Source organism: Paenibacillus sp. 1SOY10 (genome assembly GCF_056836745.1).
Map to the genome: position 1 here is coordinate 79,253 of NZ_JBXENK010000004.1, position 15,167 is coordinate 94,419.

The window sequence follows — 15,167 nt, forward strand, 5'->3', positions numbered from 1 at the left end:
ATATCGAAATTATAGGCCCTTCACCGCTCTATGTCAACGCTTTCATAGTGATAAAAAATAATTTGATACATTTTTTTTGTATCAAATTATTTGAATATCCACATTTCGTTCCTATACCTCACCGGAAGGGCGATCAAGCGGCGTATCAAGCGAATTGGGTTTGCCGAAGTCAGGGCTTCCCTCATCTGTCCAGCCGAAGCGTTGAACCCTTGTACTACGTGGTCTTGCCTCAGAACGCTTCTGCTCAGCCTCAGAGTAATCGTAGGCATGATAGACAATCCAGTCCTCTTGTCCATCAGGGGATACGGTGAAGCTGTTATGACCGGGAGCGTAAACCTTATGATCCGGATATTGAGCAAATACCGGACCAGGATGCTTATCCCAAGCAGAGGCATCCAGCAAATCATCTGACTCCGAAATAGAAGTCAGTCCCAAACAGTAGTCATCAGACCATGTAGCACTCGCCGAGAAGATGAGAAAAATACGACCGGATCGCCGTAAGAAGGCAGGTCCTTCATTAATTGCCATGCCCCCTTGCTTCTCCCAATCCGCCGTTGGCGCTGTGATTAGTACATTTGGACCGGTTAACGTCCAGGGATTAACCATTCGGGCCGCGTAGATAGCAGAACCGTAATCCGGGAAATGCCCATACCCGGAATAGAAGAAATACAGCTCTCCGTTATGGGCCAGCACCGTACCATCCAATCCGGGATGCTCGGTGTTTACAGCCCCCTTGAACACCCATTCATCCTTCATCGGGTCCGTTCCGGAGAGCTGCAGTACACAGACTCTGCGTGTATCGTCCCCTCCTCCGTCATTCGCCGTATAATAGATATACCGAACCCCGTCAATCTCATGCAACTCAGGGGCCCATAGATGATGCGAATATGGTCCTGGCGACGAGGGAGCCCATATGACTGTGGGCTCCTCATCTGCCAATCCCGTAATCGTACGACTGCGCCGCAAAGCCAGGTGGTTCCCCGCCGTCACCATCATGTAATAGAATCCGTCACTTTGCTTAACGATCCAGGGGTCTGGACCATTATTCAGAAGCGGGTTGCGAAATAAGGCCGTGCTCATATCGTATCCTCCTGAAACTCACATTTATTTTAGATTAATCTCGCGGATAGCCTCCAGTGAGACCTTCGGCTGACGATCTTCTGTCAGTAGACCATTGGTTTCCTGCTGCACATCGGTAATTTGGGTGTAGCAATAACCTACGATATAATCAAGATCCTTGATCGCCTCGTGCAGGCCCTGGAACCGCTCCAGGAAAGCTTCTTCAGAAGCTTCTTGCTTACCGTAACCCCAGCCGGAATCCGATGTAAAGGCAATTCCTCCGAATTCACTGATCAGTACAGGCTGGCCTTTATAGGAATAACCGTCCGCAAAGGCATACTTGTGATGATTAAAGGTCCGCTCATTGTTAACGATGACCTCTTTGTTCTTATATTGTTTGGTGAATTCATCTCCAGTGCCGATATAGTCATGCAAAGTGAGAATATCCGACACCGTATGCTCCCAACCATCATTCGTAATAACTGGACGGTTTGGATCGAAGGCTTTAGTCATGTGATAAATAAATTCGGTAAACTTTTGCTGGTTCTTGTTCTTGAAGATTTGCAGGACACCCCAGGACTCGTTGAACGGAACCCAAGTAATAATACTCGGATGATTGTATTGCTGACGAACTACTTCCATCCACTCGGTGGAGAATTTCTGCATAGCTGTATCGTTAAATTCATAGGTAGCTCCCATTTCAGACCAGACCAGAAGCCCCTTAACATCACACCAATAAAGGAAGCGCGCGTCTTCTACCTTCATATGTTTGCGAACGCCGTTATACCCCATCTGCATGGTTAAATCAATATCCTTAATCAAAGCTTCTTCGGACGGAGGAGTTAAATGAGTATCCGGCCAATATCCCTGATCCAGCACCAGACGTTGGTACAGCGGACGGTTATTAAGCAGAATTCTACCCTTCTCGATAGAAATTTTTCTCATCCCGAAGTAGGAATGCACCTGATCGATTCTTTCTTCTCCCTGGTAGACATTGAATTCCACGTCATAAAGGTTGGGGCTACCCGGTGCCCATAGACTTAACTTCCAAGGTCCATTGGCTTCATGTATTAGATCAACGTCCAGATCCAGCCAGGCACGGTCGATAACCAGACTTGTCTTCTTCACCTGACGCCCCTTGAGCCGAATAATCGTCTCCAAGCGTACTTCCTGATCATTTAATGGCCCATTGACCTGAAATTGAAACTTCACCGAGGCATGATCAATGTCAGGGGTAATCTTCACTGATCCGAGATGAACAGGATCGACGACCTCCATCCATACCGATTGCCATATCCCTGTCGTTTGCACGTAGAAGCATTCGAAATTCTGCTCCACCCAACGTTGCTTCCCCCTCGGCTGGGTGGCATCCATGCTGTCCTCAGCCTTCACCGTCAAGCGATTATCCGCGCCTGCCGTCACATAAGGAGTAATGTCAAATGAGAAAGCCGTGTAAGCGCCTTGATGGCTGCCCACGTAAACTCCGTTCACCCAGATCTTAGCGACATAATCTACTGCCTGAAAATTCAAGATCAATCGCTTGCCCTGAAGGTCCTCTGGAACCTCGAAGGAACGATTATACCAAACATTCGAATGATGATCTTGTTGCCCGATACCACTGGCTGGAGTTTCATAAGTGTAAGGAACAGTAATTTTCATATCACCGGAAAAATCATCCTGCCATTTCTCCAGCTCACCTTTGTTGCCGTCATCAAACTTGAAATCCCATTGCCCATTCAAATCGACCCAAGCCTTCCTAACAAACTGCGGCCTAGGGTAGTCCTTGATATACACTTCTGTCGTCATGTAGTCTCTTTTCTCCTTCACAAAATAATTAATTTATTACAATTATTTCGTATTTAATTAAGATACTACCCTCCGTCTATTTTATTGTCAACGCTTTCTTTTATTATTATTGTTTCTTTACATAAAAAAGAAGCCCTCCTTTATCCACCTGATTCGGGGATATGAGGGCTTCCTTGTATTTCCTTTTAAAGCTTGTTGGAAATTGAACAACGACTCTTGTTACCGCAGCCGTCAATCATACTCCAGACGCATGATAATTCCTTGCGCATAGTCACCAAAACCCTTGCCGAACAAGTTAAGTCCTCCCTGATGCTTGGCATCGGGCTTGAGGCCAATTCGAAACGTAATGAACGGCTTGGTGTCGAGGCGCAAATCAAACAACGTTACATCGGAGCACTTCTCTTTGTCGATTGTGCTACGGCTCATATCAATGGACCACGTCTTGAGCAGCCCATGCTGCGTACTATTATCATACCACCATGAAGGGTTCAGCTTCCCTCTGTGATCACCGAAATCGCCGGGAGATATCCATGAGCCAATCTCAATATCATTAACCCATACGGTAATCTCCGAAGGCCAATCATTGTTGTAGTTCGGCGCTTCAGAGCATAACTCTACGGAGAACTCCAACGAGCGAAGCCTTGCCCCGTCAGGGAATTTACGTGGGAAGCGATACTCAATCCAGCCCTTGCGAAGCCAAATAAGCTCAGCACTCCGGCTGTCCGGATGATAGAAATTGTTCGGATCATCCTCTTGAAGGATGATCCCGGCCCCATTAGCCATCCCACAGGTCGGCACAATGTCAAAATCTATGAAATGGCCGATTGGCATTTCAACTTCCTGCACCTTGCCCCTATTGTGGTCATAGGCGCTTGGGTTCAATATCATATGCACATCGTCAAAATTGCGGCTGCACACTTTCATCGCTCCGCGCGTCGCTGGCTGAAGTTCAGTTACGATTAACTCAGCGTCCTCAAGCACCTTGACATTATTGGCCGCCGTAGAGACTGGAATATCAAGCTTCTCCGCAATTTCCAAGACATTCACATTGGGCTTGGCCAACAACAACTTAATTATGCCGATTCGTGTATGCGTACTCAGCGCATGCGCCACCTTGACCAAGCGGTCAGGATCATTAATAGACAGTTCCAGCATCTATTGTCCACCTACTTATCATCTTATAGGAGTTATTCAAAAAGTCGTCTTCCCTTTTTGAACTCACACTTATTACAACAAAATGAGAATATAACTTGCATTGATTTATTTTTCTTGTAACAAAACAAGTTTACCACAATTTTGTAAAGAGTAAAGAGGAGATCGTTCATAGGTGATGGACAATAGATGCTTTTAGAGGTTGTTCAAAAAGTCGTCTTCCCAGGACGAAGTTGTTCGAGGAGTAATTCGACATCGAATCTTGAATTCAGCCGGGCCTTCCGTTGCTCACGTAGATCTGTCTACGCTCCGCTACTTACGTCCCTGGCTTCATCCAACCTTCTTGGTCCTGCAAACCCCACTTTTTGAACTCGCACTTTTATCCTCTTTATTCGTAACGCAGTGATTCAATCGGATGCAGCTTGGAGGCTTTATTCGCCGGGTATAGACCGAAGAATATTCCCACGGCTGCCGAGAAGCCAAAGGCCAGCAAGATCGCTCCTACGGAGACGACAAACGGCAACCCGGAGATTAACGAAAATACAAAAGCGGCTAATAGCCCCAACAGTGCACCCAGCGTTCCTCCGATAAATGATAATATAATAGCCTCGATCATAAATTGCAGCATAATGGTGCCAGGCGTCGCCCCAATGGCTTTCCGTATCCCAATCTCCCGGGTCCGCTCTGTCACGGAGACCAGCATAATGTTCATGACGCCAATCCCTCCGACCAGCAAGGAAATTCCCGCAATGGAGCCGATAATCGTCTGCAGTATGGAGAAGGTACTGGCCACCATTTGCTCGGCCTCCTTTCCTGTTTGCGAAGCAAAGGAATCGACCTCCAGCTTGTATTTCTCAGCCAGCCATTTCTTGACGTCTACCACGGTGTCATCGATTTTTTCCGGAGAAGCGGCCAATACCTCAATCATATTGAACCGCTCGTTATCTCCATTCTCTCCGGCAGGCATTGCTGTTACCGGGGCAAAGCCGCTGTATTGCTCCCCGCCCATACCGCTCATAATGTTATCCTGTGGTTTGTATACCCCCACAATACGGAAGACACCGCCCGATAAAGTGGCTTTGCGGCCAATGGCCCCTTCAGAAGAGCCATACAGCTTCTCAGCATATTTATTATCTACGATAATCACTTTCTGACGAGCCCGCTCCTCCTGGGCGGTGAAGAAGCGCCCGGTCAGCATCTCAACCTTCTGCATCTTGTGCAAATCTGCAGTTGTCCCCGTTATGGTCATGTTAAGGGTATCCTTCTTATACTTACCGCTCATCCCATACGTGGTCGAAGAGGAGACATAACGTACTCCTGGCAGCTTGCGGATATCAGCAAGGTCGCGCATCCGGAAGTCCACAAGCGTATCGCCCTCCGAATAATTCTGATAGACAACGAAATAGCCATCATTATAATTCGATACCATGGAAATGATAGAAGACTGCCCAGCCTGTCCAATGGAGACGACCGTCACTACCGCAGCCACGCCGAACACGATACCAATCATGGTCAGGAAGGAGCGTAGCTTGTTCATTCTCAGATTGTCCAGGGCAACGAGAATACTTTCCCATATGCTCATGAGCGTTCACTTCCTTTGCGTTTGTCGCTCAGTATTCTGCCATCCCCGAACGTAATAACGCGATCGGCATGCTCCGCAATATCCGGCTCATGAGTAACCAATACAATCGTTGTGCCTTCGTCATGAATTTGCTTGAATAAAGCCATGATCTCATAAGAAGACTTGGTATCCAGATTCCCTGTCGGTTCATCGGCCAGCAGTAATGGAGCATTCATCGTTAGCGCCCGGGCGATGGCGACCCGTTGCTTTTGTCCCCCGGATAACTCGGTTGGACGATGCTTGACCCGCTCAGCCAAGCCAACTTTGGCCAGTAAATCAAGGGCTCGCTCGTTGCGTTTCTCGCGGGAGAGGCCTGCATACATCATGGGAAGCGTCACATTTTGCAGAACTGTCTGCCGACCCAACAGATTGAAGCTTTGAAAGACAAAGCCAATTTTGCGGTTGCGTACCTTGGCGAGTTCTTCTTCACTTAACGTCTGCACGGGCTCCCCATCCAGCTCATAGCTGCCATCACTAGGCACATCCAGACAACCGATGATATTCATCAGCGTCGATTTGCCGGAGCCGGACGAACCCATGATCGCGACGAATTCTCCACTCTCGATGTGTAGATCCAAGGGCATTAACGCCTGCACCTCTAGTGGCCCGTTCTTATACACCTTAGTAATACCATGTAGCGTAATCATTTCGTCTCCACCTTGGCTCCGTCGTGCAGAGTATCGGCCCCCTCGGTAACAATAACATCGCCAACCACAACTCCGGTAACCAATTCAATCTGATCTTCACTTTCTTTGCCAGTGGTCACCTCAACCCGTGTTGCAATGCCTTCTTTCACCTGATAGACATAAGCCTTCTCTCCGTCGTATTGAACGGCATTGATAGGTACCAGGAGTCGCTCTTTATCCGGAATCTCCATTTCAACCGTCACATTATAACCTGCTCGCAGTTCCGGGGACACCTTGTCCAATGTAACGGTCATCTCTACCGAAGTATCCTTGGAAGTCTGATCTGCCAGGCCAGCGGTACGCGACAGATAAGTAATCTTCCCCTCATATTCTCCTTCAAAGGCTTCTCCCGTCACCACCGCCTGCATCCCTTCGGATACTTTGCCTGCATCAAGCTCGTTAAGATAGGCTGTCACTTTGTAGCTGCTCACATCAGCAATAGTGGCAAGCGCAGTTCCTTCCGCCAGCATTTGACCCGCTTCAACTGCAAGCGAAGTAATCACACCATCCGCCGGAACCAGTACGCTGGAGTTAGCTAATTGCTTATTTAAGGACTGGATCGTTAGCTCGCTGCTACGAATGCGCAAATCAAAGGAAGTCAGGTCAAGCTCTTCCATTTCCTGATCCGGGTTCTCACCCACTGCCTGCTTGAAGCTCTCAAAATGTTGCTTCTTGGCAGCCAGGCGCTCGGCCTGGGTCAACTGGAGATTAATTTGCTCCTTGTCCAACTGTTCCTTGACCTGATCCATCTCAAGGGACAACAACGGTTGCCCCTTCTTCACTGTATCTCCCAATTTCACCTTGACTGTCTGGACCACGCCGCTGGCTGGTGAATAGACCGAAGTAACCTCGCCCGCCTCAAGCTTACCATTGGTATATACCTGTTCAACAATGGAGCCTTTTGTCACTTCAGCGGTACTTACTTTAGCTGTTCCGTTTGTATTCAGCAGATTTACCAGCACAAGGACGATTACAACCAGTCCGATCACAACGCCCCAGAACCATTTTTTCTTAAACAAGTCCATCACCTATCCCGTATCTAAAGAATGTATAAGGAGCACAAGCAATAATTACTGTATCCAAGCATCAAAGCATAAGAATCGAAACGACCGACAGAAGCAGCCAGGCTATCACAATCCAGGTCCCTACGGTTTTGCGCGGACGCTTCATCATGACCGAAGCACCGACAACATACAAGAACAAGCTCCACAAGCTGAATGGATTAATGATCGACAGCCAATGATACAGAGCGCTGGATTTATCCGTGATGAACGCACCTAGACTAAGCGACACGTCTGTCATTGACTGTGCACCCGCCGCGCGAGCCACAACGCTGGCAATGATGCTGCCCACTACTCCCGGCATTGCCGAAAGAGCCGCCACGGATACGAATTGCATATACTTGCCTTCCCCGCGAACGACCAGATTAAGCAACATCAGCAGCAGCCCCGTGATGAACGCCAGAATAACTGGCACAATGATAGCCATGACATAGGCAGTAGTCTTGGCTGTGGCCATCACAGTTTCCTGCAATGAAGTATCAATTTGCTGACTTTGCAGCGACCGAATAATTTCCTTATCCAGCATGGATGATTGAATAAAGATAACAGCAGCCGACAAAACCACTATTGCAATCAAGGCGTAAAGCCAGGCAAGCTTGCTCTCCCTTACCCGTTTGAACGTCTCCTCTGGAGAAACAAAAACCGTAAATACATTTTTCAAAACTGTTCCCTCCCCACAAAGTAAAACCCGCTTCTTACTACTTCATACCATTAATGTTACATAATTCAGAATCAAACGCTATGTAGTCAGTCATGTATTTATACGAATAAGAAGCTCGAAAGATTCAATCAATAGCTATTAAGCTCGTTAAAATAAAAAAACGCGGCAGTCTGGTGTCCCTTTTCTGCTCGCGTTCATATTTTGCGTATGATGGCATGTTCACCTTTAAATACCGGGAATGGGGCTACGTTTATGTTCAGTACGCAGGTAGAAAGCCTCCAGGCGCTCCTTGACGGCCGGATCAATCTCCTTACCTTCCAAATAATCGCTGTTATCGTCATAGCTGATGCCCAGTTCCTTCTCATCAGTCTGCCCTTCCCACAAGCCGGCGGATGGAGCCTTGTCCAGAATGCTTTGGGGTACGCCCAGATGAGCAGCAAGCTGCCGAACCTGACGTTTGTTCAATGAACTGAGCGGAGTAATATCAACCGCCCCGTCGCCCCATTTCGTATAGAAGCCCGTAATTGCCTCAGAGGCATGATCCGTACCAACCACAATCAGGTTAAACTCGAAAGCCAGCGCATACTGCATGACCATCCGTGTCCGTGCCTTGACATTGCCCTTGCCTTGATGGCTGATGTGACGGGGCTTGCCAATATTTTTGAAATTATGCTCCACTTCCAGGGCAATCTCATTAACAGCCTCTTCAATATTGGTCTCTACTGTGTGCTCCAGATGGAAGGCCTTGGCTACCTCATAACTATGCCCGATATCCTCTTGTTGACCATAAGGCTGAAATACCCCAAGCGTCATATAGGACTGGCCTGACTCCGAGGTCAGCTCATCCGTAGCTTGCTTGCATAATGCAGCAGCCACCGCACTATCAATACCGCCGCTAATCGCAATGAGCAAACCAGTGGTGCGGGAGGATTTGACGTACTCCTTCAGAAAATCCACCCGCTTGCGGACTTCCTCCTCCACAATAATGACAGGCTTCACGCCCAGGCGTTCAATAATCTCCTGCTGCAAACTCATCTCTCTTCAGCCCCTCCAAATTTCTGTTTTGTCACAAATCAATGCGCGTTCAAAAAGTAAGGTTTGAATAATGGCTCAACACCGAAATCAGTGCTTGACATGGGAGCAATGAGGCCCTCCGGGTTCGTAGGATTCTTCCGATCGCTATTGTTCCTGGATTTCCTGATTTATTAAATTCCTATAAGGTAGAAATCCACTCGCAAAGGCGAACACTTCGTTTCTCCAGAATCCCTACGACCCTCCGTTCTATAGATGTCTTTGGTCAAACACTGATTTTTGGATTGAGCCTGAATAACTCTATAGAAATTAAAAAGCGCCCCGAACGTACCGGTGAGTTACCGTTACTTCGGGGCGCTAGCCTTATACCTGCGCTACCGCTCCAATCGCTGCCTTATCGGCAGAAGCGATCAAATGCCCCGGTAAGGTCGGCAGCAATCTCCTCGGCCGAGCGGTCTTCGATTTGGTGGCGCTCGATGAAATGAACTAATTCTCCATCCTTCATCAAGGCGATGGATGGGGATGAAGGAGGATAAGGTGCGAAATATTCACGGGCCTTGGCTGTCGCTTCCTTGTCCTGTCCGGCAAATACAGTGAACAGATGGTCCGGCGTCAAATCATGCGCCAGCGCCTGCGCGACGCCCGGACGGCATTGACCTGCTGCACATCCGCAGACCGAGTTGACAACAATCAGTGCCGTTCCTTGAGATGCAGGCACCTTCTCCTCTACATCTTCTGGCGTACGCAACTCCTGAATACCCAATACCGTTAACTCATCTCTCATCGGTTGAACCATATCACGCATATATTGGTCAAATGACATCGACATTTTCCAAATCACTCCTTAGGCATACTTAAATGGCGTATCGGCCGCATGAACAATGCCTTTTGCCATATCAATTTAATTATACATTTCTAGCACCGGATAGCAACTCTTTCACCCGCGTGTAGGCTCTTAATCGGGAGCAGCGGAGAACGGGAGAAATACGGTGACCGTTGTCCCCTTCCCCTCTTGAGAATCCACACTTAGCGTTCCTCCGTGACGCTCCGCAATACTTAAGCACAGGTTGAGGCCCAGCCCCGTTCCCTTCGCCTTCGTCGTAAAGAATGGTTCAAACAGCTTGTCCCGCTGCTCAGAGGGAATGCCCGGACCCGTGTCTCTGACCATCAGGACAACTCCAGTGGTCGTAGTAGTTGCCGCGAGCGTCAGTTCCCCCTTATCCTCCATGGCCTCCATAGCATTACGCGCCAAATTCAGAATGAGCTGCTTGATTTCCTTAGGATTCAATATTAATGCAGGTAGCGAGTCGTCCAGCTTCACCTCGATAGTCTGCCCACGCAGGTTGGCATCCGCCCACAGCAACGGCGTAAGTTCCTTAACAATCTCCTCCAGATGGCATGTTTCACTGACGATCGGTCTATTCTGGGCCAAAGAAAGGAAGTCGCTGATGATGCTGTTAGCCCGGTCCAGTTCCTCCATGACAATACGGTAATAATGATCCAGCGTGGGCGGACTTTTCTCCCGCATTAATTGCAGGAATCCTCGGACAACAGCCATCGGGTTGCGAATTTCATGGGTGATGCCTGCGGCCATCTGCCCCACCAGGCTAAGCCGCTCGGCATGGTTAAGCTCCATACGCAGCATCTCGAGCTCTGTAATATCTTGAATGATGGCCACAGCACCAAGCACTTCGTCCGAATGACTCTTATAGCGTGTTGAGATGCTGGTAAAATAAATATGATCATTACTCTTCAATAGCTCCGTGGTCTTGGCATTTCCCGTTAGTGCGGCATTAACCCGAGCGGCAAGCGATTCAATGGGCCCCCCTGCAAGAACATCGTTAAGGTTGCGAAGCAATAGGTCCTCGCGGCTGACATGCTCGTCCTCCTTACGCTGAGTACGGTATAATTGTAGAAATGTATCATTTATCGCTATAATAGAAGCTTGCTGATCGAGCAATACCATACTGAGGGGCGCCGCATCCATCATCTGCTGAAGCTTCTCCGCTTCACGGAAATATTCCCGCGATAGCCGAGCAACCTGCCCACGCAACTTGGCTTTGTCGAGCGCGTTCTCAATCATATGCACAAATACACTGCCAGCCACCAATGAGACTAAAATTCCAGTGGATAACGCTATAAGGAAATGAGTTTGAGGTAATATCAGAGGGGTACCTGTCAGAAAGGGCGAGACATTCATCAATAGTTCTCCAGCCATGAAGAATAACGACAGAATGATGACCTTCCCCTGCCTTCCCTGTCTTCTGAAGAAGCGTGAGGACAGCAGCACAAAGGGGTACAGCAGTAAGCTTGTCTCATATATAAATCCGGTGGGTGTGTGACCCCAGCCCAATAATAAATAAAGTAATGGCTGCAGGAAAGTCATGATAAGTCCGGCACTGAGTCGACCATACAACATCAGGGCAAACAAGGGGAGTATGGCAAAGTTCAGCGGAACATCGTCCCACAAGCGGGTAGCAAAGATATTGCATAACACGATGCTCAGCGTGCAAATCAATGTTAGTCCGGTAACGAAAGAAGCACCCTCGGCAACATCGGTACGCCGCCAGGCGAACGAGCCTCTATTCTCAGATATTAATGGAAACAAAAATGCAGGCAGGCCGGCGAGCAGCAATTGAAGCACCATTTCTTTTACAACATCCATGTTCTCCCTCCCCGGACGGAAGAATGCCATTCTTGCTTCGATTAAATCACAGGGCTTGACGTTTTACAATGAGGCATCTGCTCAAATAAGTATTTAAGTACAAATAAAGGAGAGAAAAATATGAAAAAGGTCGACGTCATCGTCATCGGAGGGGGCCCCTCTGGTCTCATGGCTGCCATCGCCGCCGCAGAGCAAGGTGCAGAAGTTGCACTCCTGGACAAGGGGAATAAGCTAGGGCGAAAGCTGGGTATTTCCGGTGGAGGCCGCTGCAACGTAACCAATGTCAAGGAAATTGATGAGTTAATCACATACATTCCCGGGGGCGGACGGTTCTTGTATAGCGCCTTCTCTTTGTTTAGCAACCGGGATATTATCGCTTTCTTCGAAGGGCTGGGCATCGCTTTGAAGGAGGAGGATAACGGGAGAATGTTCCCCGTCTCCGATAAGGCCAAATCTGTGGTTGATGCCTTGATTGGCAAGGCCCGTTCCCTGGGTGTCCACCTGCTGGTCCATCATCCCGTCAAGGAAATCCGCTATGGCGAGGGCAGAACCTTGGGCGTTACCCTGGAAGGCGGCAAAACCATAGATGCTCGGGCCATCGTCGTCGCTACCGGAGGGAAATCCGTTCCACATACGGGCTCCACTGGCGATGGCTATCCTTGGGCCCAGCAGGCTGGCCACACCATCACTGATCTGTATCCCACCGAAGTGCCGATCGTATCCCGCGAACCGTTCATTCAGAGCCGAGAGTTACAAGGCCTATCGCTCCGCAATGTCCGCTTGTCTGTATTGAATCCTAAGGGCAAGATCGTGGTGAGCCACCTTGGCGATATGCTATTCACTCATTTCGGCTTATCCGGACCTATTGCCTTGCGCTGTAGCGGTTTTATTCGGAGCGTGAAGCAAAAGAACGGCGGACAAGATGTCACCCTGATTCTTGACCTGTTCCCGGATCTAAGCACGGAGGAATTGGAGCAACAATTGCGGAATCTGGCAGCGGATGAGCCAAAGAAGGCCCTTAAGAATGTGTTGAAAGGGACCCTGCCCGAGCGCCTGCTTCCCTTGCTATTCGCCCGAGCGGGACTTGCCGCAGAAACAACCTTCGAGCAATTGCCCAAGGGACCGTGGCAAGCCTTTGTTGCGGAGCTTAAGACCTTTGGTATCCAGGTAACCGGTACCCGGTCCTTCGAAGAAGCCTTTGTCACAGGCGGAGGTGTACATCTTAAGGAAATCGATCCCCGGACCATGGGCTCCAAGCTGATGGATGGCCTCTACTTCTGCGGGGAGGTTCTCGATATTCACGGCTATACGGGCGGATATAACATTACCGCCGCCTTCACCACCGGCTATACAGCAGGACATCATGCGGGACAAGAGGCTCGTAGCTATATATGAGGGGCAGCGATCGTAAGACATTTTAGCGTGTACGCTTGAATGCCAACCCCACACTTCCATACAGATGGCCAAGCCACCAGGCGATAAGAACTCCCGCTGGGACGCTACCAAGCAAGCCCCACACCAGGGGGAACAGCTTGAGCGCGAACGCAGCCGTGAACAGGATAGCAGCGGGAAGCAACAAGAGCATCATGGCGGTAGCGGCACTTCGATATTCCGCTGTATCCGTCAGCGGGACCAGCTTCATCCACTCCGAGCGGAAGAAGGCCCGCCGGTGCCCTCCCAGCCAAAACAACATGAGTAAGAGCAACGCTACATATACGATAAGATGGACGGGAGAAGGTATGAGCAAAATGGCCCCCACCCCGATGAGCGTAAATTGAATATATTGCTTCCGTTCTGTTCCGCGAAAAAAGGCTTTTGTTAATGCTTCAGCCATGCGGGCCGCTGGCAGACGAGAACGGGTCAATCTGCGCATACGGCGGAATAGCCAAGGCTTCTGCGCCCCGGTACGGGGTGCTTTGGGTCGCTCCACTACGGAGGATAGCAACAAAGAAACAAGCCTCGTCTTCTGGCGTTCCTCCTCGCGCACTTCTTCCGCGAATCTCCCCCGCAATTGGAACCGAAACCAGGCGAGACAGACTGCCAGCACGCTCAGCAACGATATAGCGGGCCATACGCTACCGTCATTGCCAAGGATTCCAAGCGTCATGGATACGCCCAAACCGGCAGCCAGCATTGAATACCCTAAAGCGCGAAGCAGCACTTGTCGCAAGCCTCGCGTCAATATCCCCAGCAATTGGGCCAGCAGCATATGCACACACTTACTGGCCAAGAGCAAAACATACAACAACCCCATATCTATCAAGTTCATCCCGAAGACACGGACAAGCACCGGGCTGAGCAAAGCGCAGCCAGTCAGCAGTAATAAAGCCTGCGCAGCTACAGAAACAACGAGTCCCCGCAGCATGACGCCGTTGATCCACTTCGGCCGTTGCCGGAGAAATAAGATGTCCGCCCTCTCAATATAGAACGAGACTCCCCCTGTACCATACATAAAGAGAATGAGCGCTGCCGGAATATAGGAATAAGGTAGCTCGGCAAGCCAACTCGGCAGTTCATCCTGCCACAATCCGTAATAGGCCCGTCCCCCCAGCAATAAGGCGGGAACACCGATATAGAGCATCACGATTCCGTCAAAGGTAAAGCGTAAAATATCTCGCTTCTCCCGCAAACGATCCTTCCACCGTCGCACAAACAAACGATTTATCGTAAGAGCCTTAAGGCTGGCCAGCCACATATGCTCTTCCTCCCCATAACCTTATGTCAATACGTCAAAGCAATCAAACAACGTAGCGCCCGGCAAATTAGCGATTGCCCTAATGTCCTCAAGTGTCCCCTTCGCCTTAATCTGACCACTGGAAATGAGTACAAAATCATCACAAATTCGTTCCGCTGTATCAAGGACATGCGTTGACATAAGCACTCCGGCTCCACGCTGCCTCTCCTCCTCCAGCAAGCCTAGAAAATCCTTCGTCGCCCTTGGATCAAGCCCGATAAAGGGCTCGTCGACAATATATATATTGGGCCGGCTTAGAAAGCCGATCATCAGCATCATTTTTTGCTGCATTCCCTTGGAGAAGCTTCCCGGCAGCAAATCCCTGGCCTCCGTCATCCTGAACTTGTCCAGCAATGCCCCGGCCTCCTTTTCGAACACCGGCTCCTCCATCCCGTATACCGCTGCCGCCAGCCCCAGATGCTCCCACAACGTCAGGCTGTCATAAAATACCGGCTGCTCGGGAATATAAGCATAATGATGCTCCTGTCCACCATGGAACTCCACCGACATCTCTGCAAAGGGAAGCAGATTAAGAATCGCTTTCAGCGTTGTACTCTTCCCGGCTCCATTGGGACCGATCAGCCCCGTCAATACCCCCGGACGGACGCTGAACGACACTTGCTCAATGGCAGGATGACCCGGTTCATAGCCTGCTTCATCAATTTGTACTTCCAGCCACGCCTGCTCCAA

Annotated in this window: 13 protein-coding genes; 1 reads left to right on the forward strand and 12 read right to left on the reverse strand. The window is 49.6% G+C overall.

Going from position 1 to position 15,167, the window contains the following annotated elements; genetic code table 11:
* Positions 1-111: 111 nt before the first annotated feature.
* The 10 genes from AC1VOR_RS13005 to AC1VOR_RS13050 form a co-directional block, all read right to left on the reverse strand.
* Positions 112-1,080, reverse strand: coding sequence for a glycoside hydrolase family 43 protein (locus tag AC1VOR_RS13005; RefSeq protein ID WP_482618388.1), 969 nt, complete (start codon positions 1,078-1,080; stop codon positions 112-114).
* A 24-nt stretch (positions 1,081-1,104) separates the two neighbouring features.
* A complete protein-coding gene (locus AC1VOR_RS13010) occupies positions 1,105-2,865 on the reverse strand; it encodes a glycoside hydrolase family 2 protein (RefSeq protein ID WP_482618389.1) in 1,761 nt (586 codons plus the stop codon).
* A 231-nt stretch (positions 2,866-3,096) separates the two neighbouring features.
* Complete coding sequence (locus AC1VOR_RS13015) at positions 3,097-4,020, reverse strand: ArsR/SmtB family transcription factor (RefSeq protein WP_482618390.1); 924 nt, start codon at positions 4,018-4,020, stop codon at positions 3,097-3,099.
* A gap of 385 nt (positions 4,021-4,405) precedes the next feature.
* The gene (locus AC1VOR_RS13020; RefSeq protein ID WP_482618391.1) at positions 4,406-5,599 is read right to left on the reverse strand and encodes an ABC transporter permease; all 1,194 of its coding nucleotides are present in this window, start codon (positions 5,597-5,599) and stop codon (positions 4,406-4,408) included.
* Positions 5,596-6,285, reverse strand: a complete 690-nt coding sequence (locus tag AC1VOR_RS13025) for an ABC transporter ATP-binding protein (RefSeq protein ID WP_482618392.1) — start codon at positions 6,283-6,285, stop codon at positions 5,596-5,598. Before AC1VOR_RS13025 ends, AC1VOR_RS13020 begins: the two co-directional genes overlap by 4 nt.
* A complete protein-coding gene (locus AC1VOR_RS13030) occupies positions 6,282-7,349 on the reverse strand; it encodes an efflux RND transporter periplasmic adaptor subunit (RefSeq protein ID WP_482618393.1) in 1,068 nt (355 codons plus the stop codon). Before AC1VOR_RS13030 ends, AC1VOR_RS13025 begins: the two co-directional genes overlap by 4 nt.
* A 61-nt stretch (positions 7,350-7,410) precedes the next feature.
* Positions 7,411-8,046 (reverse strand): YIP1 family protein, encoded by a 636-nt coding sequence (locus AC1VOR_RS13035; RefSeq protein ID WP_482618394.1) that lies wholly within the window; start codon positions 8,044-8,046, stop codon positions 7,411-7,413.
* Between the two features lie 225 nt (positions 8,047-8,271).
* Positions 8,272-9,081 (reverse strand): ammonia-dependent NAD(+) synthetase, encoded by an 810-nt coding sequence (nadE, locus tag AC1VOR_RS13040; protein ID WP_482618395.1) that lies wholly within the window; start codon positions 9,079-9,081, stop codon positions 8,272-8,274.
* Between the two features lie 391 nt (positions 9,082-9,472).
* Positions 9,473-9,907: a BrxA/BrxB family bacilliredoxin gene (locus AC1VOR_RS13045; RefSeq protein ID WP_059049775.1), complete on the reverse strand. Its 435-nt coding sequence runs from the start codon at positions 9,905-9,907 to the stop codon at positions 9,473-9,475.
* Positions 9,908-10,033: 126 nt separating this feature from the next.
* On the reverse strand, positions 10,034-11,743 hold the full coding sequence (locus AC1VOR_RS13050) for a two-component system sensor histidine kinase NtrB (RefSeq protein ID WP_482618396.1): 1,710 nt from the start codon (positions 11,741-11,743) through the stop codon (positions 10,034-10,036).
* 120 nt (positions 11,744-11,863) lie between these two features.
* Between AC1VOR_RS13050 and AC1VOR_RS13055 the strand changes: the two genes are divergently transcribed.
* Positions 11,864-13,138: a BaiN/RdsA family NAD(P)/FAD-dependent oxidoreductase gene (locus AC1VOR_RS13055; protein WP_482618397.1), complete on the forward strand. Its 1,275-nt coding sequence runs from the start codon at positions 11,864-11,866 to the stop codon at positions 13,136-13,138.
* Between the two features lie 22 nt (positions 13,139-13,160).
* Here the strand turns inward: AC1VOR_RS13055 and AC1VOR_RS13060 are convergent, their stop codons facing one another.
* The gene (locus AC1VOR_RS13060; RefSeq protein WP_482618398.1) at positions 13,161-14,438 is read right to left on the reverse strand and encodes an ABC transporter permease; all 1,278 of its coding nucleotides are present in this window, start codon (positions 14,436-14,438) and stop codon (positions 13,161-13,163) included.
* Positions 14,439-14,459: 21 nt separating this feature from the next.
* On the reverse strand, positions 14,460-15,167 hold the full coding sequence (locus tag AC1VOR_RS13065) for an ABC transporter ATP-binding protein (RefSeq protein ID WP_482618399.1): 708 nt from the start codon (positions 15,165-15,167) through the stop codon (positions 14,460-14,462).